Raw genomic sequence first — 24,872 nt, forward strand, 5'->3', positions numbered from 1 at the left:
CCCTTCCGGAATGTCGGGCGAGAACGGCCGGGTGTGGCGTGTGCACCGCCCGGATCCGGAGGTAGGGTACCGGCTGTTTCGCTCAACGAGAGCGATGTTACATACAGCGTAACAAGGGAGCGGTGTTCATGACGAGCGACAGTGCCGGGGCGGCCGTGCCCTACGCGCCGCCGGAGCGGGGCGCGGGTCCGACGGTGGTCTACCGGGGCGTCACGCTCTTCGACGGGACGGGCAGCCCGCCCCGCGCCGGGATGTCGATCGTGGTGGACGGCCCCCTGATCCGCGCGGTCGTGACCGACGCGGACGCCGACGCCCTCGCCGAGGACGCCGAAATCGTCGACCTCACCGGGCACTTCGTCACCCCGGGACTCGTCGACTCACATCAGCACCTCGCCACCCCGCCCGACCGCCCGGCCGCCGAGGTCGTGCTGGACCGGCTGGTGCACAGCGGTGTCACCGGCATCCGCGACATGGCCGACGACCTCCGTCAGATCGGCGATCTCGCCCGGGCCACCCGCGTCGGCGAGATCGCCGGTCCCGACATCCACTACGCGGCGCTCGTGGCGGGCCCCGGCTTCTTCGACGATCCCCGCACCCATCAGGTCAGCCAGGGCGCGGTGCCCGGCGAGGTCCCCTGGATGCAGGCCGTCACGGACACGACCGACCTGACCCTCGCGGTGGCTGTCGCCCGCGGGACGTCCGCGTCCGCCATCAAGGTGTACGCCGACCTCGACGCGGGGCTCGTCGCGGCGATCACGGAGGAGGCGCACCGGCAGGGGATCGCGGTCTGGGCGCACGCCGCCGTCTTCCCCGCCGCGCCGGGCGAGGTCGTGGAGGCGGGCGTGGACGCCGTCTCGCATGTGACCCTCCTCGCCCACGAGGCGGCGACGGAGCCGCTGACCTCGTACCGGGACAAGCCGCCCGTCGATCATGCCGCCCTGGTCACCGGGGAGGACGAACGGATGGAGAAGCTCTTCGCCCGGATGCGGGAGCGGAGCGTCGTCCTGGACGCGACCGCCGGACTGTACGCCTCCCGCGAGTTCGCCGCCGACGACCCCGAGAGCGCCGAACGGGCCGCCCGCAACAACGAGTTGGCGATCGCCCTGACGGCACAGGCGCACCGCGCCGGAGTCGAGATCGCCACCGGCACCGACTACGAGACCCCGCCCGAGGAGCCCTTCCCCGCCCTCTACGAGGAACTCGCCTTCCTGGTACGGCAATGCGGCATCCCCGAGCGCGACGTCCTCAGGTCCGCCACCCTGATCGGTGCCCGCAGCGCCGGAGTCGGCGACCTGACCGGCAGCGTCGAACCGGGCAAGCTCGCCGACCTCGCCGTCTTCGCGCGCGACCCGCTGGCCGACATCGACCACCTGCGCACCATCACCCTGACCGTCAAGCGCGGCCGCCGCTTCCCGCGCTCCGCCTACACCTCCGACCGCACCCGGGAGAACCGATGACCGGCACGCCGATGATCATCAACGCGCTGGGCCAGCTCGACAACCCCAACGACCCGCGCTCGCAGGCGGCGGCGAGCGAACTCAACGCGACCAGCGAACAGTTCACCATCGACGCTCGCACGCTCACCGAGGCACGGGCCTCCGGCCTGACCGCCGTCAACATCACCCTGGGCTACGTCATGGGCGACCTCCCGCCCTACGAGCACACCCTGCACGAGATCGACGTCTGGGACGGCATCCTCGCCCGGCACCCCGACGACCTGCTCAAGGTCACATCCGTCGCCGACATCGAGTCCGCGGCACGGGACGGCCGCGTCGGCGTGATCTACGGCTTCCAGAACGCCGAGGCCGTCGGCGACGACGCCGGCCGCATCGCCGTCTTCGCCGAACGCGGCGTGCGGGTCGTGCAGTTGACGTACAACCAGGCCAACCACCTCGGCGGCGGTTCCATGGCGCCCGCCGACACCGCACTGACCGACTTCGGGCGTACGGTGATCGACGCCCTCAACGACCGGCACCTCATGGTCGATCTCTCGCACAGCGGCGAACGCACCTGCCTGGAAGCCGCCCGCCACTCCCGCGTACCCGTCTCCATCAACCACACCGGATGCCGGGCACTGACCGACCTCCCGCGCAACAAGACCGACGAGGAACTGCGACTCGTCGCCTCCCAAGGCGGGTTCGTCGGCATCTACTTCATGCCGTTCCTGAGCCCCACCGGCCACGCCCGCGCCGCCGACGTCGTCGAGCACATCGTGCACGCCGTGAACGTCTGCGGGGAGGACCACGTCGGCATCGGCACCGACGGACCGGTCACCGCCATCGACGACCTCGACGCCTACCGGGCCCACCTGGCCGAGCACGTCGCCCGACGACAGCAGGCCGGGGTCTCCGCCGCGGGGGAGCGCGCGGACACGTACCCCTTCGTGGTCGACCTGAGGGGCGTGGACCAGTTCCGGGAACTGATCCGCCTGCTGGAGCGGCGCGGATTCTCCACCGAGCGGATCGAGAAGATCATGGGCCGGAACTTCGTCGACTACGCGCGACGCGTGTGGGCGGAGTGACCGGCTGAGACGGGGGGTCGGCGCGGGTCCGTCCTGATTGGCCCGGGCCGATGCGCACCCTCAACCCCGTCCAGCCTCCAGCCAGCCCTGAGGGCATCCTCAACGCACAGCTGAAGCCCTTGCCTGACCTCGCTGGTGCGGAAGGGGATCCGTACGGCCCCATCTGGCCCGTGACGGTGTCCCAGGCACTTGATGTTCTTGCACGTCAGATGGGGTGGGACGGTTCCATCGTGTCTGATCGTCTGTCAATTGATGCGCCCGGCCGCTGTGACCGGTGATGCTTTTGGTGCCGCGTCGATCGGGTCCGGCCTGACCAGCCGGCCTCGCCGCGGCGTCCACGTCCACGCTCTTGTCCACGGGGGAACACTCATGTCCATGCGCATCCGAACGAGCGCCCTGACCGCTCTCACCGTCGCCGCTCTCGCGGCGGGCACGGTGCTCACGGCACCGGCCGCCGGTGCCGCGCCGAAGGCCGCCGCGCCCAAGTTCCTGTCGGCGGCCCAGTTGCCGCCGCACCCGACGTCGTCCTGGACCGCGGGGCCGGTCACCGAAGGATTTCCGGAGTCACTTGGCTTTTGTGTGAGCACGGAGGTCGTGCTTGCCTACGACTACCGGCACCGGGAGTTCCGGACCGACCTGGACACCAACGCCGTGCAGTTGACCGTCGTGACGGGCACAGCCGCCCAAGCCAAGGCCCTGGCCAAGCACTACGACAACCTGATCCGCACCTGCGCCGACCGCATCGAGGCCTCCTCGCCCGACGTCGAGGCCGAGGGCCGGGACTACGGCACACTGCCGGTCGAGGAGGGCGCCCACGTCCGCGGCCTGCACACCGAGACGTCCTGGGGCGCCAACGACATCGCCCTGCTGTCGGTAGGGCGGGACGGCAGGACCGTCACCGTCGTGCAGTGGGGACAGATGGGGGACTTCGAGAAAGCGCCCGTGGCCGCCTTCAAGAAGACCACGACCACGGCTGTCGACAAGCTGTACTGACCGGGCGGCCGCCGGAAAGGGCCGGGGCCGTCCTCTCGCCAACGGGAGGAGGTGAGAAGGGCGGCCCCAGCACACTTGGTGAGTCTTTCGTGTCTTCACCGCCGCCTCTGGGCCTGAGGCGTCGCATGCCTCGTAGACCACGCCGGGTCAGCGGACGCCGCCCGCCTCTTCCATGCTCCGCGCCCCGTGACGGCGTCAGGGACACGGTCGAGTCCTGGCGTGCACGCGATCTGGTCGCTCATCACGGCGCATTGGAGCAGCAGCTAGTGCTGCGACAACGACTCGAGCTCCCCGAGGTCTGTCCCACCACCGTCGTCAGCGGCGCAAGCCAGGACCTGGGGCAGGTCAACCTGTCGTCCAATCCTGCACCAGACCCGTCGGCGTCTCTGCGCCGTTGTCGACAGAGTGAACGTTGTCTGACGGGGCAGGGGAGTGTCGGTGATGTCAGTCCGGAGCTGCTGCCGTGATGTGACTCAGTACGCACAGCCAGCGGCCGTTCCGGTTCACGAACACATCGGTCGTCCACTCGTCGGCGTCGAAGCGTTGGTCCATGTAATGGGCGGTGTTTGTCACCCGCCCTGTGAAGACGGCGGTTTCACCGTACACGCGGATCCTCGGCTGGCTGACGCTGGTCATTGCCGAGTGGGTCAGCTTCCCTGACTCGACGAGCGAGAGAAACTGTTCCTTGGTGGAGACGCCTGACTCGGAGACGATCACCCACTCATCGGCCATGAAGCTACCGATCCGGGTGGCGTCGTTCGAGACGATGGCGTCCGCCCAGTCCTTCGCGAGGGCGATGAGCCGGGTGTGGACCGGGTCGCCCTCGGGGGCGGGTGTGCCAGCGATGTCGCCCATCGTTCGAATCTAGTGAGGAGTTCCGGCTGCCACTGTGTGCCACGCCGACGACCGGCGCCTCCGTCGTTGAGAGGGCGAACGTTGTCTGATGCGGCACTGGCGGGTTTCCGGGCATGCCGCACTGCTCCGGGCGTGAACCCTCCTTCGCTGGTCGGAACACGGGATCACCGGTCGCGGAGCACTTTGGGGCGGCCTAGGCTGAGATGAGGGGCTCTCGCGTGGAAGGGAATCTCAAGATGCATTTCGTCCTGATCGCGACCCATAGTCCGGAAGTCTGTCCGACATCCAACGCGACAACGCGCGACCTGATGCTGCAGACGGCCCCTGATATGCCGAACCTGGCTCAGAAGGCAGGCGTCGAGATCGTGGCCGGCCCCTTCGTCAACCGTGAACACACGATTGTCGTGGTCGTGCAGTCCGACAAGGTCGAGAACGTCGACCGCTTGCTGGTGGAGTCTCGCCTCCCTCACTGGAACCGCGTCCGCGTGCTGCCGTCGCTGACCATGGAGGAAGGTCTCGCCGAAGTCGAAGCGCAGACGCCGGTCTTCTGACCCACCTGCTCGGCATGCGACTGGTGCTCCGATGCGGGCGCCGACATGCGCCATCGCCCTGCCTCCATCAGCGCGGACGAACGCTGTCGGCCCCGCCTTCCCCGAGACGCCTGCGGAGGTGTGGGGTGGGCCGCGGCCGAAGCCACCGCGAGACGGTCAGGCAGCGGGCTGTCGGCCTTGGTTGTCGAGGTGGCAGCGGGCAATCAGGCGTCAGGGTCGACTTCGGGGTGCGTGAATCGCACGGGCTTGCCCAGTGACCGGGCGTAGGCGATTTCGGCTCGGGTGCTGTCTCCGATGTAGTCGCCGACTACAAGCACCTCATCAGCGAGCCGGATCTTCGCCCGGTGCAGATCGTCGAGTCGAACCTTCAGCGCCGCGGCCTCGACAGGGTCGGACCAAAGTTCGCTCGGCGACTTCATGTCACAGCCCGGTTTGACGACGATCTTTCCGGCTTTGGTCTCCCGTAGATCGGCCTCGTTCATCTCGGTCATGAAGCGGGTGGAGCCGCAGATCGCGACGATACGCGGGAGGCTCAACAGCTTCTTCGCGTCGGCGAGTTTCTCCTCGGGCGTGAGCAGTTGCGGGTATGACACTGGTTCCTCCTTGGTCCGGGTCTTGCAGACCCCTGATCGGCGAGTTCAGTAGCGGGCGCCGGTGACCTGGTCGGCCAGGCCGCCTTGCCCTCGGCCACCAGGTCGGCCAGCGCGCCGATGGACTCCTCCAGCGGCACCTGCGGGTTGACGCGGTGCAGGTAGTACAGGTCGATGCGGTCGGTGCCCAGACGCAGCAGCGAGTGGTCGCAGGCCGCCTTGATGTACTCGGCGTCGTTGCGGATGACGACCTTGCCGCGGCCGGTGGTGAAGTCCATGCCGACCTTGGTCGCCAGCTGCACCTCGTCCCGGCGCCCGGCCACAGCCCGGCCGACCAGCACCTCGTAGTGCCCGAGGCCGTACCCGCTCGCGGTGTCGATGTGCGTGACGCCCAGGTCCAGCGCGCGGCGGATCGTCGCGAACGACTCGTCCCAGTCGGCGGCGCCGTAGACGGAACTCATTCCCATGCAGCCCAGCCCCTGGGCGGAGACGGTGAGATTCCCGAGAGCGACGGTCTTCATGTGTGTGTCCTTTCCTCGTGCTCTGTGTCTTGACCGTCACACGGGCCGCGAGGACCAGCCATCACCCACATCATCCTGGGAGAACCAGGACCAGTCACACGCGTCAGGGGCGGCTTACCGTGGGGGAATGGACGGATCGAACGCTCTCGGCGAGTTCCTGCGGGCCCGCCGCGACCAGCTGCGCCCCCAGGACGCGGGCCTGCGCGCGACGGGACCACGACGGGTCCCGGGGTTGCGGCGCGAGGAGGTGGCGATGCTCGCCGGCATCAGCCCCGACTACTACCTGCGCCTCGGCCGAGCGCGTCCGACGCGACGGCCTCAAGTGCTCGCCTACCGCCTCGAGAACGACCGGTGGTGCACCGGTCAACGGTTCGCGGCCTACCGGGCTCTGCTCGGCGACGCCTTCGACGGCCGTGTCCTCGCCGACGACGTGGCGAACACGAACCCGCCGCCCTTCTTCCGCGACGTCGTCGGCTGCGCCCACAGCGTCACCACGGCCCATCTCGTCGACGAGCAGGGGCACCCGACCACACGCGCCCGTGACGAGATCATCGCCTTCCTCGCCGAACGGCTGGGGACCACCACGCCCGACACCGGAGCCGACGGGCCGAACTGAAGCGAGCGCCTCGACCGGGTCAGGCCGACCGCCGCGGGCCGGTGAGCAGGTTCCTGGCCGGTCGGCTGCGTAGCCCTTTCGCTCGCCCTGGGCAGGGGTTGGCCTGTGTTGGCCGGGTTCCTGGTCGGAGTTGAGCCGGTCGGGAGAGTGGTCAGGAACCTGCACGTGAAGACCGGCTCCCCGGCTGGTGCACCGAGACCGTCCCGCCCACCACAAGTCGGCACCATGCCCCGCCGCGGCACCTGAAGCTCCGCCTGCCTGAACCGTCAGGAGGCCGACGAGGTTGGATGGCTCCATGGTGAGACGAAAGCGGGAGAAGAAGAGCCGACCTCCCTTCGGCATGCCGAAGGGCATCGTCCTGCTCGCGACGCCGCAAGGCTGGCGCCACAGTGTCCTCACCGTGGAAGGCGGGATGCTCTGCGGGCGCCTCGCCGACGTCCCGCTCAACGCCGACCCAGCCGAGGCACGAGCCGCCGCGGCGGCCATGGTGGTAGGACTCGCTCACGACTTCCACGAAGAACGCGTCGACGTGACCTGGGATCCGCCCCGGGAACCCGGGTCCTGGACCGCCCAGGTCACCGTGGTCGAGTAGACGACGACGTCGGCGGCCGGGCGCTGGTGATGCCGAACTGGAGCCCGGCCCTGGAACGCTGAGGCTGTGGATCCTCGACGCCCTGGACAGCGAGACAGAGGTCGGATCGATGATGGGGTGATCGAGCTGGAGATCGAGGACCTCAGGCGGACTGTCAACGCGTCATGCCGGTTGCGGGGTGAAGGGATGCAGCTCGTCGGCTCCGGCATACACGACGCCGTAGCTGCTCTCGGGCACCTCGTTCCATGCACCCGGCAGATCACCAAGGGGCTCGGAGACGATGAGGCGGGTTTCGTCGGACACTTCCTGCAGGAACGCTATGTCGGGGTGCAGCTTGCGCAGTGTTTCCACGCGCGTGCTGTAGAACAACGACCGGGAAGCGCCCTGGGTCGAATAGCGGAAGGCCCACAGGCGTTCGCCGTCGGTCACGGCGATCGTCATCTGGAGCGGGAACTCCACGCCGTGGTCGCGGCCGTTGCGCTCCACCACTCCCACCATCCGGGCCACGGCGCCCGGCGGGTCCTCGTCCAGGCCGAGGGTGACCGCCAGGTAGAACATCATCTCCGAGTCCGTCGTTCCTTCGATGTCGTCGTACAGGCCGGGGTCGACGAGCAGGGCCAGATCGCGGCGCATGAGGTGGAAGCCCGTGATGGCACCGTTGTGCATCCACATCCAGCGGCCGTGCCGGAACGGGTGGCAGTTCGTCTGCTGCACCGCTGTGCCGGTCGACGCCCGTATGTGGGCGAAGAACAACGGGGAGCGGACATGATCCGCGAGCTCCCTCAGGTTGCGGTTGTTCCAGGCGGGGCCGATGTCCTTGAGCAGGGCTGGGGTGTCCAGGCTTTCCTGCGAATACCATCCGACGCCGAAACCGTCACCGTTGGTCGTCTCGACACCCAGCCGGGAGTGGAGGCTCTGGTCGATCAATGAATGGGCCGGTTTGTAGAGGATGGTGTCGAGCAGCAGCGGTGTACCCGAGTAGGCGAGCCATCGGCACATGAGTGATCACCTGTGTCCACCTGCGCGGGCGGGAAATACCTTGATGTCCCGCCCGCGGCTTCCGGAGTCTTCGAGGGCGCTGAGGCTGGCTTGACGCTTCCCCCGCTCTGAAAGCCACGCCGTATCCACTGATCGGGTGACTCTTATCCGGCTAGTGCCATTTTCGCCTCCCCCGCCGCACATCGCCATGCGGGCGCGGATCGCACGGCCATCGCTCCGAGCATGCGATGGAACCACGAACCACCGACGTACCGCACGAACGAGGCTGGACTGCGCCTGCATCCCCAGGCTGGCCTCGATCCGCGAGAACGGCAGGTCGGTCGTCGTGATCAAGTCCAGCGCCTGACTCCTGCGTACGCGATCGACGACGCCGGACAAGGTCGTGCCCTCCTTGGACTGGGACCGCTGTGGTGAACGCGGGTGGCGACTCAGCAAGCGCGCGACTGCCCTTGAGTGTGGAATCGGCGACCGCTGTGCGGATGGCGACCTCGATCTTGCGCTTGGAAACCGACCGGTTTACTCTCTTGGAAACCGGTCGGTTTCCAAGTGAATCCAAGGGCTGGTCCGTGGTCACGCCCCTTCGGGCGGGCCCTGTCCGAATCATCCGTCTGCAGCAGTTCACCAAGGGAAGCCAGCGAGATGCCCAGCCACGAGCCACGCCCCACGATTCACATCCCGGGAACCACCAGCCACGCCATCGCCCCGCGCGCAGGACACCGCAGCGACGAGGGGACCCTGCGCTACCTCAAGGCGGGCACCGGCGCTCCCGTGGTCCTGCTGCACACCGTGCGCACCCAGGCCGAGCACTACCGTCACCTCATCCCGCTGATCGCGGACCGGTACACCGTGTATGCCCTCGACCTGCCGGGGATGGGCTACTCCGAGATCGTGCCCGGCGCGTCGTACGACGAGCCGGCCATGCGCGCGGGCGTCGAGCGGCTCCTGACCGAACTCGACCTCCACGACGTGACGTTGGTCGGGGAGTCCATGGGGGCGGTGCTGGCCCTGACCACCGCGGCCGATCTGCCCGAGCGGGTACGGCGCGTCGTCGCGGTGAACACGTACGACTTCCGCGACGGGATCGCCCGGTCCGGTCTTCTCGCCCGTGTGGTGGTCAGCGGTGTCCTCACCCCGGGGGTGGGCCCGGTGATCGCCGGGGTGGAGCCCAAGCCGGCCCTCCGCAGAATCCTGCAGGGCGGGCTGGTCGACAAGACCGCGCTGCGGGAGGACTACGTCGACGAACTCCTCCAGGTGGGCAGCCGCCGCGGCTACTCGACCGTCGCCCGGGCCGTGTACCAGAACCTGCCCACCCTCATCGCCGCCCGCTCGCGCTACCCGGAGGTCAAGGCACCCGTCCACCTCGTCTACGGGGAGAAGGACTGGTCGCGGTCATCGGACCGGCAAGCCAACAAGGAGCTGCTGCCGGCCGCCGATTTCACGCAGGTGCCGGGAGCAGGCCACTTCATCGCCCTGGAACGGCCCGACCTGCTGGCCGACCTGCTGAACGCGGTGGCGTGACCGCCCTGGGAGCGCCGTAGCCACCCCCGTTCAGGGGTGGTGCGGGACGGGGACCAGATTCGACCATGTGCCTGACAGCGTCGTGGCATGCATGCAAAGGAGCAGCGCATGGCAGAGATTCAGGTCGAGTTCGATGTTCCGGCGGAGATGCGTGACGGCACGGTGCTGCGCGCCGATGTCTACCGCCCCGGGGGCACGGGGCCGTGGCCGGTGCTGCTGAGCAGGCTGCCGTACGGGAAGCAGATGGCCCTGGCGATCGCCCTCCTCGACCCCCTGGCGGCGGCTCGGCGTGGCTTCATGGTGGTCCTCCAGGACACCCGCGGCCGGTTCGCCTCCGAGGGGGAGTGGGAGCCGTGGACGTACGAGGAGAGCGACGGGTACGACACCGTACGGTGGGCCGCTGCCCTTCCCGGAGCGAACGGCTCCGTCGGCATGATCGGCGCCAGCTATTTCGGCCACACGCAGTGGATGGCGGCGCTGTCCAAGCCGCCGGAGCTGAAGGCGATCGCGCCGATGGTCGCGTGGTCCGACCCGGACGACGGACTGTGGACGCGCGGCGGCGCGATCGAACTCGGCATCACCGCGCCCTGGTCCCTCATGATGGGCGCCGACGCGCTGATGCGCCGGCACAGCACCGACCCCGCCGCGCTCGGCGGCAGCCTCGTCGGTCTCGTACAGGACCTCGACGGCCTGGCCGACGGCGGTTACGGCGAACTGCCCGCCGGGCGGTTTCCCGCGTTCGCCCGGCACGACCTTCCCGAGCTGGGCTACGAGAGGTCCCGGCGCGAGCCCGACTGGGCGCGCACGGCCCGGGTCGCGGGCCGGCACGACGAGGTCGACCTGCCCACCTTCCAGGTCGGCGGCTGGTACGACATCTTCACCCAGGGCACGCTCGACAACTTCACCGCCATGCGCCGCGCCGGCCGGCCCGCCACGCTGATCATGGGTCCGTGGAGTCACGCCAACCAGCAGCACGTCATCGGCGACGTCAACTTCGGGTTCGGCGCGAACTCCGCCTTCATGGGAATGCGCGGACCCCTGAACGGCCTCCAGCTCGACTGGTTCCAGCGCACGATCGGCGACGGTGAGGCACTGGAGTCGGACACGGGCAGGGTGCTGCTGTTCGTCATGGGCGTCAACCAGTGGCGCGAGGAGACGGAATGGCCCTTGTCGCGGGCCGTGGACACGGACTTCCACCTGCGCGCGGACGGGCGCCTGACGCAGGAGCCGCCCGCTGTCGCCGAGCAGGCCGAGGAGTTCACCTACGACCCCATGGACCCGGTGCCCACCACCGGCGGCGCCTTGCTGATGTCCGAGGAGTTCCGTCCCGGGCCTCTCGACCAGAGGGACGTGGAGGCGCGTGAGGACGTCCTGGTCTTCACCAGCGAACCGCTCGCCGAGGACGTCGAGGTGACCGGCCGGGTCCGGGCTGTGCTCTTCGCCGCCACGGACGGGCCCTCGACCGACTGGGTGACACGGCTGTGTGACGTCGACGAGCACGGTGTCTCCCGCAATGTGACGGACGGCATCGTGCGGGTGCGCGCGGCGACACCGTGCGAGGCGGCCGAGCACGTCGTAGACCTGTGGTCGACCAGCATCGTCTTCCGGGCGGGCCACCAAATACGGGTCCAGGTCACCTCCAGCAACTTCCCCCGCTGGAACCGCAACCTCAACACGGACGAAACCGAGGAGAGCGCGACCACGGCGCGAGTGGCCCGGCAGCAGGTCTTCCACGATCCGGCCCGACCGTCCCGCATCGTCCTGCCCGTGGTGCCTCCGGCCTGACCGGGAGCGAGGGGAGTGCCGGCCGAGCCGTCGTCCCGGTGGGCAGGGCGTCGAAGTAGCCATGTCGGCTCGCTCGAAGGGCGGCAGGCATCCCGCGGCGGAGGCGATGGCCTCCCAGGGAGTCACATTCCCGGCAGGGCACGCCGGTCAGGCCGGATCCGGCAGACAAGCGGTGGCTTCGGGGCCGGGTGGAGCGTGTGGTTCCAGACGCCGTGGAACTTGTCGCGGGCCAGCGCAAGAACGGCGACCCGCAAGGGGGGCCGGGTTCTGCCCGCTGAGGCAGGTCTCGATGACTCCGTCGCCCGATGCGGGGGATTGTCAATTGATCACCCTGTCCCGTCGCGCGAACGCGCTACGGCATCGTGTGGTCGATCGGCGCCATCCGCTCGATCGACAGCCGGGTGAGCCGCATGGCCTCGATGAGTTCCTCGGTCCTCGCGGGGTTGAGCCGGTCGATGGGGATCGAGCAGCTGATCGCGTCGATCGGGGGGGTGGTGAACCGGAGTGAGAATCCGTAGCAGACGACGCCGACGAAGTTCTCCTCGTTGTCGGTGGCGTATCCGCGCTCGGCGGTGGCCCGCAGGTCCTTGATCAGAGCGTCGTGGTCGGTGTGGGTGTTCGGTGTGAGGGGTTTGAGCGTGTCGGGGACGTGGTCGGCCAGGTCGGTGTCCAGCCGCTCGGCGAGCAGCGCCTTGCCCAGTGCCGTGCTGAAGGCCGGGAGCCGGCGGCCGACCCGGCTGAAGGGGCGGAGGTACTGGCTGGATTCGTGTGTCGCCAGATAGACGATGTCCGTGCGGTCCAGTCGCCCGTAGTGGATGGTCTCGTCGAGCCTGGCGCTCAGGTCGTTGATCAGCGGCTGGACGATGCGCAGATAAGGGTCCGCGTCCAGGTAGGTCGTCCCCGCGAGGAGGGCGCGGATGCCGACGCTGTAGAGCGTGCCGGAGGGATCGGTGCGGACCCAGCCGTGCTCCGCCAGGGTCCGCAGCAGGGCGTAGACGCTGCTGCGCGGGGCGCCGAGGGCCTCGCTGAGTTCTCGCAGCCGGGCGGGCCGGTTCTGCCGCGCGGCCAGGAGCTCGAGCAACTCGACCGTACGGGCTGCCGACTTCACGCCCCGTACGCCGCTGACCGCCTCAGGCTCACTCATCGCCACCCCTTCCGAACGCACTCGAAGAATTCTTGCACCGATGCTTGACGGTTATCAGCCATGTAGCCATGCTCTCCATCACGAGACAACTGTCTACATACGGAGACAGGTGGCGCGCATGGAGACGACTCGGGATATCGAGCGTGACCGCGAGACGGCGGACCGGCTGCGCAAAGGGATGGCGCAGGGTGTCCTGTCCTTCCCGCTGACATCCTTCGACGCCGAAGGCGGCCTCGACCTCGACGGCTTCCGCACCCACCTGGCTGCGCAGCTCGCCGCCGGTCCGGGTGCCGTCTTCGTCGCCTGCGGAACCGGTGAGTTCTTCTCGCTGTCCGCGGAGGAGTATCACGCCGTCGTACGCGCCGCCGTCGACGTCGTGGCGGGACAGGTCCCGGTGGTGGCCGGCGTCGGGTACGGCTGGTCGCTAGGGCTGCAGTTCGCCCGGCTCGCAGAGGAGGCCGGCGCGGACGCCGGGCTGCTGATGCCGCACTACCTCATCTCCGCCCCGCAGCGCGGATATGTGGACCATGTCCGCGCGGTGGCGGGCGGCTCGCCCCTTCCCCTGATCGTCTACCAGCGCGGGCAGGTCAAGTTGAGCACCGCCGCGGTCAGGGAACTGGCCACGGTCGACGGCGTCCTCGGCCTCAAGGACGGGCACGGCGACCTCGACCAGATGCAGCGGCTGCGGCTGGTGGCGCCCGGCGACTGGCTGTTCTTCAACGGCGTGGCCACCGCCGAGATGCAGGCACGGGCGTACGCGAGCATCGGCATCCCCGCCTACTCCTCGGCGGTCCACGCCTTCGCACCCGAGATCGCGGGCGCCTTCTACGCGGCGCACCGGGCCGGAGACCACCCAAGAACGGAACACCTGCTGAAGGAGTTCTACCTGCCTCTCGTCGAACTGCGCGACCAGGGCACGGGTTATGCGGTGTCCCTGGTCAAGGCGGCGGCCCGGCTCCGTGGAGCCCCGGTCGGCCCGGTCCGCGCGCCCCTGATGGAACCGGCCCCTGACCACCTGGGGCAACTCGAGGCCCTCCTGCACACCGGCCTGGCGCTCGCAACGGACAGCTGAGGAAGTGAGGGAACGTCGTGCTCAGCAGCGCGCCTCGCATCGTCAAGGTGACCGCCACCCCGTCCTCATCGGTGACCCGCCGCTGTTCAACTTCCTTGGTGCGCATCAGCTTTACGCACCCGGCAGCGTCGTCGGGACAGAGACCTCCGACGGCGTCGTCGGCATCGGTGAGACCTACGGCAGGCGCGACCACTGCGACGCCGTCGAGGCCGTGCGGCGCAAGCACCCCGACCGGGCGGAGCCACCGCTCCCGCAGAGGTGACCCCTGACCGGCCAGAACCCCACCCATGAAGGAGAACAATGATGTTCCAGGCCCGACTGCGCCAGGGCCGGCACCTCGCCGGCGCGGCTGTCTGCGCCGCCGCTCTTCTCACCCTCACCTCGTGCGGAGGGGTCCAGGGCGGCGGGGGCAGTGGCGAAGACGCCGAGAACTATCCCACCAAGACCGTGGAGTGGACCGTGCCTTCCGACCCGGGCGGCAGCACCGACCTGATATCGCGCGCCGCAGCCAAGGCGTTGGAGGACCCCCTGGGACAGTCCGTCGTGGTGGAGAACAAGCCCGGCGCCAACGGCGCCGTGGGCGGCAAGGAGATCCTGGGCCGCAAGCCCGACGGCTACAGCCTGGTCATGCTCTCCCAGTCGCTCATGTCGATTGGCCCGCACACCGTCGTCGACGATGACCCGATCAAGATGTCCGACATGGACGTCATCTCCGGGCTGACCGTGGAGGACTACGTCCTCCTCGTCCCGGCGCAGTCGGACGTCGAGACCCTCGACGACCTGCTCGCGAAGAAGTCGGTCAAGTACGGCACCACAGGCGCCGGCACCGGCAGCGAGCTGGCCCAGGCCCTCCTCTTCGGCGACGCCGGCGTCAAGGCCAGCGGCATCCCGTTCGACGGCGGCGCGCCCACAGTGACCGCACTGCTGGGCAGCCAGGTGGACGTCGGCGCCGTCCATGTGGCCGAGGCCGCTCCCCACCTCACGTCCGAAAAACTGCGTCCACTGGCGGTCTTCGCCAAGGAGCGCATCGACTTCCTCCCCGACGTGCCCACCGCTGTCGAGTCCGGCCACGACGTCGTCGTGGACCAGCGCCGCTGGGTCGCCGGCCCGGCAGGACTGCCGGACAACGTCGTCTCCGAACTGCGAGCGGCGCTGAAGAAGGCCTTCAAGGACCCGGAGTACGGCAAGTTCCTGGAGAACAACTACATCGGCCGCTGGGAGGCCTCGCCGGACGCCGTCGTCAAGCAGGTCGAGACCGCCAAGAAGCGCTACGGCGAGCTCATCGACAGGTTCGGTCTGAACCTGAAGACCGAGGGCTGAGGCATGAGGACCCAGGCACGACTGGGGGCGCTGGTGCCGCTCGGCATCGGCGCCCTCGCCGCCCTGGCGGCCGTATCGATGGGACTGGGATCGCCCGCCGACCCCGGCCCCGGGCTGTGGCCCCTGATCGTGAGCCTCACCATGGTGACGCTGTCCGCCTCGCTGCTCCTCAATCCCGGCGCGGACACCGAGCAGGAACCGTTCAGCCGGCAAACCGCCGTGGTGGTCCTGGGAGCTCTGTCGCTGGTCGCGTACACCCTGCTCATCGAGCGGGTGGGCTTCGAGGTCATGACGGTGCTCCTGCTGGTGCTGTGGATGCGCGGCTTCGGCCGGGACAGCTGGCGGCTCAGCCTGGCCGTGGCACTGGCCGCGTGCGTGGCGTCCTATCTGCTCTTCATCGTCGCGCTGGGCGTCTCGCTGCCTCATCTCATCGCGTTCTGATCCCCCCGACACCTGTGAGAACCCGATGGACTTCCTCGCTCCCGCTCTGGACGGCTTCGGCGTGGTCTTCGAGCCGCAGAACCTGCTGTACTGCCTGATCGGGGTGACCCTCGGCATGCTGGTCGGTGTGCTGCCCGGCCTCGGCCCGGCCGCCACCATCGCCATCCTGCTGCCGGTCACCTACACCCTCGAACCGGCCTCGGCGATCATCCTGCTCGCCGGCATCTTCTACGGCGCCCAGTACGGCGGCACGGTCACCTCGGTGCTGCTCCGCCTGCCCGGAGAGGCCTCGACGGTGGTGACCGCCATCGACGGCTACGAGATGGCCCGCACGGGCCGTGCCGGATCCGCGCTCGGCATCGCCGCGATCGCCTCCTTCATCGGCGGCACCGTCGGCATCGTCGCACTGACCGTGGCGGCCCCGTTGGTGGCGGGCTGGGCTCTGGCCTTCGGCCCGCCGGAGTATGCCGCGCTGGCGCTGCTCGGCATCCTGATGATCTCCACCCTGAGTACCGGGTCCCTGCGCCGCAGCCTTCTCGCGGGATCCATCGGGCTGCTGCTCGCCACCGTGGGCCGCGACCCGATCCTGGGCAGCGCTCGCTACACCTTCGGCAGTGACCAACTCGCCGACGGGCTCGACTTCGTCATCCTCGCCATGGGCCTGTTCGGCATCGGCGAGATCCTGCATAGCCTCGAAGGCCTTCGACAAGGCCCCCCGCCGAAGCCCCGCGTCGGCCGGGCCCGGCCCAGCCGGGCGGAGTTCCTGCAGTCCAGGTGGGCGATCACCCGGGGGACAGTGGTGGGCTTCTTCCTCGGCATCCTTCCCGGCGGCGGCGCCACGATGGCCTCGATGGTCGCTTACACGGTCGAGAAGCGCTCCTCCAGGACGCCCGAGCGCTTCGGCAAGGGCGCGATCGAGGGGGTCGCGGGCCCGGAGGCGGCCAACAACACCGCCGCCACCTCGTCGTTCATCCCGCTGCTCACCCTCGGCATCCCGGCCAACGCGACCATGGCCGTCATGTTCGGCGCCTTGCTGCTGGCGGGCGTGACCCCGGGCCCGCAGATGATCGACGAACACCCCGAGGTGTTCTGGGGCGTCATCGACTCCATGTACATCGGGAACCTGTTCCTGATCATCCTCAGCATGCCGCTGATCGGGCTGTTCGTCCGTGTGCTGCGCGTCCGGGCCAGCATCCTGGCGCCGCTGACCGTGCTCATCACCATGATCGGCGTCTACACGATCCGCTCCAGCATGTTCGACATGCTCGCCGTGGTCGTGCTCGGCGTCGTCGGCTACCTGATGAAGAAGGTCGGTCTGCCGCCCGGCCCGCTCGTCCTCGCCTTCGTGCTCGGCAACCTGCTGGAGACCGACTTCCGGCGCTCGATGCGGATGTTCGACGGTGACGTGACCGGCTTCCTGGGCCGCCCCGTCTCCGCCACATTGCTCGCCTTCGTCGTCGTCTTCACGGTCGCCGTACCCCTCCTGAGCCTCCGCAGGAAGCTCAGGCAGTCCGGACCTCCCGACACCCCCGCGACCGTCCCCCACGCCGACATCACGACCACCCCGGAGCGAACCCAGGACCACCCACGCACGGCGGCCGAACCGGGCGACCCCCGCGAGGAGCGACAGCGCCCGGGCTGAGCCCTGGACCGGGCCAGGCCGCTGTAGGGCACCGGGGGTGCCCCTGTCTCCTTCGGCGCCAGGCTTGATCTGGAGAGGTCAGAACATCGTGTTGTCGTTGGCGGAGGTGGCCGGGACGTCCTGTACGGCGTCCCAGTGCTCGATGATCTTGAGCTCGCCGTTCTTCTGCTTCGCGACCCGGAAGATGTCCACGACCGACTGACCGCGGTCCTCGGGGCTGAGGCGGTAGTGGGCGTGGATGGCGACGTAGTCCTTGTCGGCGATGACGCGCTTGCGTTCCACGATCAGGTTCGGGAACTGGCGGAAGAAGTCGGTGAACTGCTCACGCAGGCCGGCCGAGCCGCTGGGGATGGTCGGGTTGTGCTGGTAGTACTCCGGCGCGAGGTACCTGACGGCGTCGGGGTTCTTGTCGACGAGGAGGGTGTCGAAGTAACTGGTGGCGATCTTCTCGCTGAGCGCCGTGCTCCAGCGCGGGCCGCTGGGCTGGTTCGTGTGCGGGTTGCTGACCGTGCCGAACATGTCGTTGCCGTTGACGGTGGTCGCCGGCACGTCCTGGACCGTGTCCCAGTGCTCGGCGATCATGCCGCTCCTGGGGTCGAAGCGGAAGATGTCGACCACGGCCGCGCCACGGGTGCCCGGCTCGTAGACGGGGTTGGAGTGCACTAGGACCAGATTGCCCTGGGCGAGGACCCGCTTGACGTTGTACTGGTGGTCCGGGAAGCGCGCGGTCCAGTCGCGGATGAAGTTCTTGATCGCTTCCCGGCCGTTGGGGGCGGCGGGGTTGTGCTGGATGTAGTCCTCGCGGATGTACCGGTCGGCGACCTTGAGGTTGCCCTCCTCGAAGAGCTGGGTGAGGACGTGGACGGCGACGCGCTTGTTGCGCTCCTGTGTGGCGGGGCTTGTGTACGGGGCGTCGAGGCCGAGGCCCAGGCTGCTGTGGGACGGCGCGGAGGCGGTGGCGGTGGCCGTGGCGGCAGGAGCGAGGCCGGCCACAGCTCCTACGGTCGCCGCAGCCAGGAGGGTGGCTATGGCCTTACGGGGCAGCCGGCTCGTGCTGTTCGACATGGGGGGTCTCCAATGATGTGCGGACGCCTGTGAACGCGTCGGCGGGTGTCCGGTGGGGGATCGGGAGTAAGGGGCGAGCGTGCCCGTGTCGGCTCAGGCGCGGTCGAAGGCGAGGAGGAACTCGATGTTTCCCTCGTCCTCCACCTTGATCCCGCCGAAGTCAGGTGCCTCGATGCCGTAGTCGGCGAAGGTGACCGGGAGGGATCCGTTGACCCGGAAGCCGTCGGCGGTGCGCTGGGCGTCGAGCTCGAAGGACACCGAGTTGGTCTCACCGTGGACGGTCAGCTCGCCGGTGGCCTTGGCGCTGACCTGCTCGCCCACCGCCGGAGCAGAGCCGAAGTCGACGGGCTCGGTGAGCTCGAAGGTGGCCTCCGGGTACCGCTCGGTGTTCATGACCCGGCCGCGGAACTGGCCGTCGCGCTGGTCTGAGTCGCTCTTCACCGAGGCGAGGTCGACGGTGAAGGATCCGTTGACCGCCCGGTTGCCTTCGATCTCCAGCTCTCCGGTGACCTTTTCGGTCCGGCCCACTGCTGTGACGTTCTGGCCGAAGAGGACCTCGTCGACCCGGTAACCCGCCTGCGAACCGCTGCCCACCCGCCAGGCACCCTCGACACCGTCCCCGGAGCCCGAGGGCCTGCCGGAGGAGTCCGAGCCTGGCAGGTCGTCGAGCGAGAGGGCGGCCGGTGGCTTGTCCTGGACGTAGTTGATGTAGATGTACGGGCCCGCCGTGCACAGTACGGCGACGGTGGCCACACCGGCGATGAGCCAGCGCTTCCAGTGCCTGCGGATGCTGCCTGCCATGGTGTCTCCTAAATGTTTTCGAAATTCAACTGAAGTTTCAAGTATTTGGTCGCGGGTCGCCCTGGGGTGTGAGGGGTCGCTGCGGGGGTCCGGGCTCGGCCGTGGGGGCGATCGGGGCGGGGTCAGTCCAGGAGTTGCTCGGAGACCTGCCAGAGTCGCTCGGCCGCCTCCGGATCCAGGGCGTACGGCGCGACCCCGGTGTTGGTGCCCGGCTGGTGCAGCGGCGCCTCGTCGCAGTCCTCGAAGTACCGGCCGCTGATGCCCTCGAGCAAGGGTGAGGCGGCCAGCAGGACGGAGGTCGCGGCGCCCTGTTCGACCGATTTGAAGGACATCTCGGGCAGAGGCGTTCCTTCGCCGAGGACGGCTTGCAGGTGGGTCATGAACAGGCCCATCGAGGCGTCGTCCATGTAGCGCCCCAGGTTGGTCTGGATCCCTCCGGGCATCAGTGCGTTGGCCGTGATCCCGTCCGCGGCCCATCGCCGGCCGGCCTCGACCGCGAACAGCACGTTCGCGGTCTTGGACTGGCCGTACGCCAGCCACGGGTCGTAGGGCCGCTCGGTGAAGTGGAGGTCGTCGAAGACGACGGGTGAGAACAGGTGGCCGCTGGAACTCACCGACACCACCCGGGCGCCGCCGGCCGCCGCGAGTGCCTCGTGCAGCCCGGTGGTCAGGGCGAAGTGCCCCAGGTGATTGGTGGCGAACTGCAGCTCCCAGCCCTGGGGTGTGCGGCTCTCCGGGGCCGCCATGACCCCGGCGTTGTTGACGAGGATGTGCAGCGGGCCGTGCCAGGCGGCGGTGAACGCGCGGACGGACGCCGGATCGGTCAGGTCCAGGGCGGCGACCCGTACGTCTTCGGAGCCGGTGGTGGCCCGGATGTCCTTCGCGGTGCGATCGCCGGCGGCGGTGTCCCGCACGGCCAGTGTGACCTCCGCGCCGGCGCCGGCCAGCGCTCGGGCGGTCTCCACGCCGATGCCGGACGCCGCCCCGGTGACGATGGCGCGGCGGCCCGTGAGATCGATGCCCGCGATGACGTCGGCAGCCGTGGACCGGCTGGTGAACGGACTGGTGATGCCTGTCCAAGTGGCCATTCTCGCCGTGCTCCCTGTTTGCTACTCTCGAAACCGGAGGTGCCTCCGATTACTTCCGGACCTTAAGCGGAGGAGCCTCCGATTGTCCAGAAGGAAGGAAAGCTGTGACCGCCACCACACGCGGACTGCGTGCTGACGCGCGACGCAACCGGGAACGCCTGCTCGAAGCCGCGGGGCGCGCGTTCTCCGAGACCGGCACCGACGCGTCCCTCGAGGCCATCGCCAAGGACGCCGGCGTGGGCATCGGCACGCTCTACCGGCACTTCCCCACCCGCGAGGCCCTGCTCGAGGCCACCTACCGCAACGAACTCGCCCGGGTCTGCGACAGCGTCACGGAACTGCTCGCACAGCTCCCGCCCGACCAGGCCATGCGGAGGTGGATGGACCTGTTCATCGACTACCTGGCCACCAAGCAGGGCATGGGGGACGCACTGAAGGCCGTCATCGCCTCCGGCGACGAGGATCCGTTCGCCGAGAGTCTCGACCGGATCAGCACGGCCATCAGCACACTGCTGCACGCCGGGGCCGAAGTGGGAGTTCTGCGCTCGGACGTGGACCCGCTCGATGTCGGGTTCAGTCTCGGGGGTGTCCTGCTGATCACGAGCGACAAGGGGCTGCGGGACCGCGCGGGCCGCATGCTCGACCTCCTACTCGACGGGCTCCGCCACCGCTCCGGCTGACGCGGGGCGCCGGGCCGGCTGGGCTGACGGCATGTCACCGGCTCAGGTTCTCGAACAGCACCATCCCGGCCGCCGTGTTGGACGCCGGTACGTGGTAGGCGTCGTACACGCGGCGGATCCGGGGTCCCAGCGCGCCGCGCATGATCAGCCACATGATGAGCTCGATGCCCTCGGAGCCGGCCTCGCGGATGTACTCCTCGCGCGTCAGCCCGGCCAGTTTCTCGGGGTCGTGCTCGATCGCGTCGAGGAACATCCGGTCGAAGTCCTGGTTGATCAGTCCCGCGCGGGCGCCGGCGAGCTGGTGGGACATGCCGCCGGTGCCGAAGACGGCGACCTTGAGGTCCTGGGGGAAGGAGCGGATGGCCTCGCCGAGCGCGCGACCGAGGGCCAGGCACCGCGCGGCGGTCGGCTGTGGGTACTGGATGACGTTGACCAGGAGGGGGACCACCGCGCAGGGCCAGCGCTCGCCGGGTTCGGGGCAGTAGACCGACAGCGGAACGGTCAGGCCGTGGTCGACGTCGAGTTCCTGGTAGACGGTCAGGTCGAAGGAGGCGTCGATCAGGCTCTTGACGAGGTGGTCGGAGAACTCGGGGGCGCCCGTGACGGTGGGCACCGGGCGGCTGCCCCATCCCTCGTCGGCCACCCGGTACGACTCGGCCGTCCCGAGCGCGAAGGTCGGGGTGACGCTCATGTCGACCGCGTTGGCGTGGTCGTTGTAAATGACGACCGCGACGTCAGGCGTGTGGCGGGCCATCCACTCCCGCGCCGGCGTGTATCCGTCGAACAGCTTTTTCCAGTACGGGTCCTGCGTCTTTCCGTGGTCCATGGCCGCACCGATCGACGGTACGTGCGAGGTGGCCAGACCCCATGTCACCTCAGCCAAAGGTCCGCCCTCCCGCTTTCAGCGCCTGCGCGAACTCCTCGGTGGTCATGCCTGTGAAGACCCCGCCGAGGTACTGCATGGACTTCTGGTCGACCATGGCGAGCTTGAACACGTAGAAGATGGAACCGCCCAGCTCCATCATCCGGTTCCAGTCCCGCCGCAGAACGGCGTCCCGCTGCTCGGCCGAGAGCCCGTACGTCTCGCAGTACGCGGCCTCGTCGGCTGTGAACCTCTCCCGGTTCCCGGCGTCCTTGAGGGACCCGCAGAGCCGGTTCAACGCTCGGCCGCGGCGGTTCTCCGCGCCGTCGAAGACATAGGTGCCCGGGAGCCGGGGTGTGGTGCTGGACATGCTGTTCTTCTCCTTTCCGGTGTGGGCGACGGTCAGTGCAGGAGCCCGCCGCCGTCGCAGACGAGCGTCTGGCCGGTGACCATGGACGCGTGCGGTGAGACGAGATAGGAGACCAACCCCGCGAACTGCTCCGGGGTGACGAACTCCTTGATCGCCTGCCGGCTCATGGTCGCGGCGAACACCTCGTCGCCGGAGTGCGCCCGGGTGCCCGGGGTGGCCACCTGCGCGGGCGCCACCGCGTTGACCGTGATCCGGTGCTCGCCCAGTTCGCGTGCCATCACCCGGGTCATCCCGATGAGCGCGCCCTTGCTCGCGACGTAGGCGATCTGGCCCGGGGACCCCGTGAAGAAGGTGCGGGACGCGACATTGACCACCCGCCCGCGGTGCGGGCTGCCGCGCAGCCAGGGCACGCACGCCTGCACCATGAGCAGCGGGCCGACGGCGTTGACGGCGAAGAAGCGGTGCATCTCCTCCGGGGTCGTCTCCAGCAGCGGCGCCCGGCCGGAGAGCAGACCGGCGTTGTTGACGAGGACGTCGACCCCGCCGTACGCCTCCGCGATCTCGGATACGGCCCGGCGGGTCGCGGCCGGGTCCCCGACGTCGCAACGCCAGGCCCGGCCGCCCGGGATCGAGCTGGTGTCGTCGGGTTCGTCGACGTCGAGGGCGGCGACCGTGAAACCGTCCCCGGCCAGTCTGCGGGCGATGGCGAGCCCCAGGCCGCCGGCGGCGCCCGTGACCACCGCGACCCGGTGGCCGCCGTTCGCAGGGCCGGTCATGGTGCCTTCTCCTGCGGATGGGTGGCGAGTGCCTCGACGGTGATGTCCATCCACTTCCACATCGGCAGGGAGACCAGCGCGTCATGCAGCTGTGCCGGGTCGGCCGCCTCGTACAGGCCGATGGTCGCGTTGCGGCCAGGCACCCGCCACAGCCGCTTGAGGATGCCGGCCTCCCTGAGCTGCATGGCCCGTTCGCGCTCGCCCTTGCGCAGTTCCTCGCGTACGTCGTCGGGGGTGTCCGGGGGCAGGGTGTTCTCAGTGCGGACGAGGAATTCCACGGGGATGTCCTTCACGGGGTCAGGCTGCCGCGATCTCCAGCAGCAGTTCGGCGAGTCGGCCGGGGGCGGTGACCATCGCTTCGTGGCCGGTGGCGATCTCGTGGACCGGCCAGCCGCGGGCGGCGGCGCGCTCGGCGTGCGGGGTGAACACCCGCATCCAGTCGGTGCACTCGACGAAGGCACCGGGGACCTGGTCGGCCTTGCCGGTCAGCCGCAGTGGCTCGGTGTAGGTCAGCCACGGGTGCGGGGTCAGTCGCGGGCCGAGCCAGTCGAGGTCCGCCTGGTCCTCGACGCCGAGCACGCCCAGCGAGCGCACCGGGATGAGCCAGCCGAACCCGGGCCCGGCCACGGACTCCCGGTAGTGCCCGGCGATGCGGTCGGGCAGCAGATCGATCGCCGCGTCACCGTCGTCGCCGACGAAGGCGTCGAGGTGGACCCGCTTCGCGAGCCGGTCCGGGAGCCGGTCCGCGACGCCGGTGACGACCTGGCCCGCGTAACTGTGGCCGACGAGCACGACGTCCCGGGCGTCGTGGGCCTCGATCAGCGCCACCACGTCCTCGACGTGCGTGCCGAGTCCGATCTGCGGGCTCAGCAGATGGGCGCGGTCGCTCACCCCGGTCAACGTGGGGGTGTGGACCTCGTGTCCGGCCGCGCGCAGCAGCGGGGCGACACGCTGCCACACCCAGCCGCCGTGCCAGGCTCCGTGGAGCAGTACGAAGACGTGGCGGCCGCTCATGCGGACGCCCGGGGACGCGTGCCGCCGGCCTGCTGTTCGCGGGTGAGCATCTTCGCCACCGCCCGGCGTCCGCGGAGTGCGGCGAGGTCGGACTTGATGCTGGACTCGGCGGTGCCGCCCGGGTCGGTGGCGTACATGACCTCCTGCGCCTCCAGGGCGTCGACGTCCTCCTGCATCACGGCCAGTTGCTGCTCATGCTGGAACTTCGTGAGCTCCTGGTCGTCGATGAGGTAGTCGCGGCCGAGCGCGTAGAAGTCGTGCGTCTCGTTGCCGCGTCCCGGCGTCATCCCGTACAGCACCTTCATGTGGAAGCCGTCCGGCTCCTCGGTGCCGGTGGCCGCGACGCGGATGCTGAGGACGAAGATGCCCGGCGGGTAGAAGTCGCCGTCCTGCCAGCGGTCCACAGGAGAGGTCAGTCCGCAGGACTTCTCGTAGAACGGCGGCGCCTCGATGCCGGTCATCCGGCGGCTGAAGCCGACCCGGTCGCCGTCCACCGTCACGTCGATCGGGGTCGCGGCGACGGCGGCGTTTCCGATGCTGGTCGGGTGCAGGAACGTCTCGTGGGTGAGGTCGAGCAGGTTCTCCAGGAGCAGCAGGTGCCGTGCCTTCAGCGGGACGACCCCGTGCACATGGGTCCAGTTCGGATCGGTCAGCCACGAGGTGTCGGGCAGGAGGCTCTCGTCGGCCAGCTCGGGGTCCCCGGGCCAGATCCATATGGCGCCGTCCCGCTCGACCAGGGGGAAGCGGCGCAGTGCCGCCTTGGGCTTGTCGGCCTGCTCGGCGACCCCGACGCACACGCCTTGGCCGTCGAAGCGGTAGCCGTGGTAGTCGCACTGGAGGGTTCCGTCGTCGTCGAGGTGGCCCAGCGACAGCGGGTACTTGCGGTGGGGGCAGCGGTCCTCGACGGCCGTGACGGTCTGGTCGGGCAGCCGGTAGAAGCAGACCGGGATGTCGGTGATCCAGCGCTGTTTGAGGGTCCGGCCGATCTCGTCGGACCAGGCTCCCAGGTACCAGCCGTTGCGCACGTGCTGTGTCAGTGCCATGGCGGTGTCCTTC

28 protein-coding genes are annotated in these 24,872 nt (G+C 69.2%); 14 read left to right on the top strand and 14 right to left on the bottom strand.

Features of this window, described 5'->3' with window-relative positions:
• Window positions 1–128: 128 nt before the first annotated feature.
• The 3 genes from ACFY0U_RS30795 (at window position 129) to ACFY0U_RS30805 (ending at window position 3,514) form a co-directional block, all read left to right on the top strand.
• On the top strand, window positions 129–1,457 hold the full coding sequence (locus tag ACFY0U_RS30795; RefSeq protein WP_388641369.1) for an amidohydrolase family protein: 1,329 nt from the start codon (window positions 129–131) through the stop codon (window positions 1,455–1,457).
• Window positions 1,454–2,521: a dipeptidase gene (locus ACFY0U_RS30800; RefSeq protein ID WP_388641371.1), complete on the top strand. Its 1,068-nt coding sequence runs from the start codon at window positions 1,454–1,456 to the stop codon at window positions 2,519–2,521. The genes ACFY0U_RS30795 and ACFY0U_RS30800 overlap by 4 nt, the downstream gene beginning before the upstream one ends.
• Before the next feature lie 369 nt (window positions 2,522–2,890).
• Window positions 2,891–3,514 (top strand): hypothetical protein, encoded by a 624-nt coding sequence (locus ACFY0U_RS30805; RefSeq protein WP_388641372.1) that lies wholly within the window; start codon window positions 2,891–2,893, stop codon window positions 3,512–3,514.
• Between the two features lie 444 nt (window positions 3,515–3,958).
• Here the strand turns inward: ACFY0U_RS30805 and ACFY0U_RS30810 are convergent, their stop codons facing one another.
• Window positions 3,959–4,369: a nuclear transport factor 2 family protein gene (locus ACFY0U_RS30810; protein WP_388641374.1), complete on the bottom strand. Its 411-nt coding sequence runs from the start codon at window positions 4,367–4,369 to the stop codon at window positions 3,959–3,961.
• 218 nt (window positions 4,370–4,587) lie between these two features.
• Between ACFY0U_RS30810 and ACFY0U_RS30815 the strand changes: the two genes are divergently transcribed.
• Window positions 4,588–4,920: a hypothetical protein gene (locus tag ACFY0U_RS30815; protein WP_388641375.1), complete on the top strand. Its 333-nt coding sequence runs from the start codon at window positions 4,588–4,590 to the stop codon at window positions 4,918–4,920.
• A 203-nt stretch (window positions 4,921–5,123) separates the two neighbouring features.
• Here ACFY0U_RS30815 and ACFY0U_RS30820 read toward each other — a convergent pair whose 3' ends face one another.
• Together ACFY0U_RS30820 and ACFY0U_RS30825 are read right to left on the bottom strand one after the other, a co-directional pair.
• Window positions 5,124–5,513: a hypothetical protein gene (locus ACFY0U_RS30820; protein ID WP_388641376.1), complete on the bottom strand. Its 390-nt coding sequence runs from the start codon at window positions 5,511–5,513 to the stop codon at window positions 5,124–5,126.
• Window positions 5,453–6,031, bottom strand: a complete 579-nt coding sequence (locus ACFY0U_RS30825; RefSeq protein WP_388641377.1) for an aldo/keto reductase — start codon at window positions 6,029–6,031, stop codon at window positions 5,453–5,455. Before ACFY0U_RS30825 ends, ACFY0U_RS30820 begins: the two co-directional genes overlap by 61 nt.
• 127 nt (window positions 6,032–6,158) lie before the next feature.
• On the opposite strand from ACFY0U_RS30825, the gene ACFY0U_RS30830 reads away from it, so the two are divergent.
• Together ACFY0U_RS30830 and ACFY0U_RS30835 are read left to right on the top strand one after the other, a co-directional pair.
• Complete coding sequence (locus tag ACFY0U_RS30830) at window positions 6,159–6,647, top strand: hypothetical protein (protein WP_388641379.1); 489 nt, start codon at window positions 6,159–6,161, stop codon at window positions 6,645–6,647.
• A 295-nt stretch (window positions 6,648–6,942) separates the two neighbouring features.
• A complete protein-coding gene (locus ACFY0U_RS30835) occupies window positions 6,943–7,239 on the top strand; it encodes a hypothetical protein (protein WP_388641380.1) in 297 nt (98 codons plus the stop codon).
• A 162-nt stretch (window positions 7,240–7,401) separates the two neighbouring features.
• Here ACFY0U_RS30835 and ACFY0U_RS30840 read toward each other — a convergent pair whose 3' ends face one another.
• On the bottom strand, window positions 7,402–8,238 hold the full coding sequence (locus ACFY0U_RS30840; protein ID WP_388641382.1) for a class II glutamine amidotransferase: 837 nt from the start codon (window positions 8,236–8,238) through the stop codon (window positions 7,402–7,404).
• Window positions 8,239–8,877: 639 nt separating this feature from the next.
• On the opposite strand from ACFY0U_RS30840, the gene ACFY0U_RS30845 reads away from it, so the two are divergent.
• Window positions 8,878–9,756: an alpha/beta fold hydrolase gene (locus tag ACFY0U_RS30845; RefSeq protein WP_388641383.1), complete on the top strand. Its 879-nt coding sequence runs from the start codon at window positions 8,878–8,880 to the stop codon at window positions 9,754–9,756.
• Between the two features lie 108 nt (window positions 9,757–9,864).
• Window positions 9,865–11,541 (top strand): CocE/NonD family hydrolase, encoded by a 1,677-nt coding sequence (locus ACFY0U_RS30850; RefSeq protein ID WP_388641384.1) that lies wholly within the window; start codon window positions 9,865–9,867, stop codon window positions 11,539–11,541.
• 352 nt (window positions 11,542–11,893) lie between these two features.
• Here the strand turns inward: ACFY0U_RS30850 and ACFY0U_RS30855 are convergent, their stop codons facing one another.
• A complete protein-coding gene (locus ACFY0U_RS30855) occupies window positions 11,894–12,685 on the bottom strand; it encodes an IclR family transcriptional regulator (RefSeq protein WP_388641386.1) in 792 nt (263 codons plus the stop codon).
• Between the two features lie 118 nt (window positions 12,686–12,803).
• Between ACFY0U_RS30855 and ACFY0U_RS30860 the strand changes: the two genes are divergently transcribed.
• From ACFY0U_RS30860 to ACFY0U_RS30880, 5 genes are read left to right on the top strand one after another with little or no spacing between them, the layout of a single operon-like run.
• Window positions 12,804–13,757: a 5-dehydro-4-deoxyglucarate dehydratase gene (locus tag ACFY0U_RS30860; protein WP_388641388.1), complete on the top strand. Its 954-nt coding sequence runs from the start codon at window positions 12,804–12,806 to the stop codon at window positions 13,755–13,757.
• Between the two features lie 4 nt (window positions 13,758–13,761).
• A complete protein-coding gene (locus ACFY0U_RS30865; protein ID WP_388641389.1) occupies window positions 13,762–14,019 on the top strand; it encodes a hypothetical protein in 258 nt (85 codons plus the stop codon).
• A 41-nt stretch (window positions 14,020–14,060) separates the two neighbouring features.
• Window positions 14,061–15,077 (top strand): tripartite tricarboxylate transporter substrate binding protein, encoded by a 1,017-nt coding sequence (locus tag ACFY0U_RS30870; protein WP_388641391.1) that lies wholly within the window; start codon window positions 14,061–14,063, stop codon window positions 15,075–15,077.
• 3 nt (window positions 15,078–15,080) lie between these two features.
• Entirely contained in the window at window positions 15,081–15,518 is a 438-nt protein-coding gene (locus ACFY0U_RS30875) for a tripartite tricarboxylate transporter TctB family protein (RefSeq protein ID WP_388641393.1), read from the top strand.
• Between the two features lie 25 nt (window positions 15,519–15,543).
• Complete coding sequence (locus ACFY0U_RS30880; protein WP_388641395.1) at window positions 15,544–17,160, top strand: tripartite tricarboxylate transporter permease; 1,617 nt, start codon at window positions 15,544–15,546, stop codon at window positions 17,158–17,160.
• Between the two features lie 78 nt (window positions 17,161–17,238).
• Here the strand turns inward: ACFY0U_RS30880 and ACFY0U_RS30885 are convergent, their stop codons facing one another.
• The 3 genes from ACFY0U_RS30885 to ACFY0U_RS30895 all read right to left on the bottom strand — a co-directional run bounded on the left by ACFY0U_RS30885 (window position 17,239) and on the right by ACFY0U_RS30895 (window position 20,114).
• Window positions 17,239–18,225: a nuclear transport factor 2 family protein gene (locus ACFY0U_RS30885; protein ID WP_388641397.1), complete on the bottom strand. Its 987-nt coding sequence runs from the start codon at window positions 18,223–18,225 to the stop codon at window positions 17,239–17,241.
• A gap of 93 nt (window positions 18,226–18,318) precedes the next feature.
• The gene (locus ACFY0U_RS30890; protein WP_388641398.1) at window positions 18,319–19,026 is read right to left on the bottom strand and encodes a YceI family protein; all 708 of its coding nucleotides are present in this window, start codon (window positions 19,024–19,026) and stop codon (window positions 18,319–18,321) included.
• A 122-nt stretch (window positions 19,027–19,148) separates the two neighbouring features.
• Entirely contained in the window at window positions 19,149–20,114 is a 966-nt protein-coding gene (locus ACFY0U_RS30895; protein ID WP_388641400.1) for an SDR family NAD(P)-dependent oxidoreductase, read from the bottom strand.
• 104 nt (window positions 20,115–20,218) lie between these two features.
• On the opposite strand from ACFY0U_RS30895, the gene ACFY0U_RS30900 reads away from it, so the two are divergent.
• Entirely contained in the window at window positions 20,219–20,794 is a 576-nt protein-coding gene (locus ACFY0U_RS30900; protein WP_388641402.1) for a TetR/AcrR family transcriptional regulator, read from the top strand.
• Window positions 20,795–20,828: 34 nt separating this feature from the next.
• Here the strand turns inward: ACFY0U_RS30900 and ACFY0U_RS30905 are convergent, their stop codons facing one another.
• The 6 genes from ACFY0U_RS30905 to ACFY0U_RS30930 are packed head-to-tail and all read right to left on the bottom strand — an operon-like array spanning window position 20,829 to window position 24,859.
• Window positions 20,829–21,668 (bottom strand): class III extradiol dioxygenase subunit beta, encoded by an 840-nt coding sequence (locus ACFY0U_RS30905; RefSeq protein ID WP_388641469.1) that lies wholly within the window; start codon window positions 21,666–21,668, stop codon window positions 20,829–20,831.
• Between the two features lies 1 nt (window position 21,669).
• Entirely contained in the window at window positions 21,670–22,026 is a 357-nt protein-coding gene (locus tag ACFY0U_RS30910) for a protocatechuate 3,4-dioxygenase (RefSeq protein WP_388641403.1), read from the bottom strand.
• Between the two features lie 32 nt (window positions 22,027–22,058).
• Entirely contained in the window at window positions 22,059–22,802 is a 744-nt protein-coding gene (locus tag ACFY0U_RS30915; protein WP_388641405.1) for an SDR family NAD(P)-dependent oxidoreductase, read from the bottom strand.
• Window positions 22,799–23,095, bottom strand: a complete 297-nt coding sequence (locus tag ACFY0U_RS30920) for a muconolactone Delta-isomerase family protein (RefSeq protein WP_225877192.1) — start codon at window positions 23,093–23,095, stop codon at window positions 22,799–22,801. The genes ACFY0U_RS30915 and ACFY0U_RS30920 overlap by 4 nt, the downstream gene beginning before the upstream one ends.
• A 4-nt stretch (window positions 23,096–23,099) precedes the next feature.
• On the bottom strand, window positions 23,100–23,816 hold the full coding sequence (locus ACFY0U_RS30925) for an alpha/beta hydrolase (RefSeq protein ID WP_388641406.1): 717 nt from the start codon (window positions 23,814–23,816) through the stop codon (window positions 23,100–23,102).
• Window positions 23,813–24,859, bottom strand: coding sequence for a Rieske 2Fe-2S domain-containing protein (locus ACFY0U_RS30930; RefSeq protein ID WP_388641408.1), 1,047 nt, complete (start codon window positions 24,857–24,859; stop codon window positions 23,813–23,815). The genes ACFY0U_RS30925 and ACFY0U_RS30930 overlap by 4 nt, the downstream gene beginning before the upstream one ends.
• Between the last annotated feature and the right edge of the window lie 13 nt (window positions 24,860–24,872).

Origin of the sequence: Streptomyces sp. NPDC001536 (assembly GCF_042894505.1) — a bacterium.
In the GTDB taxonomy this organism is placed as follows: Bacteria; Actinomycetota; Actinomycetes; order Streptomycetales; family Streptomycetaceae; genus Streptomyces.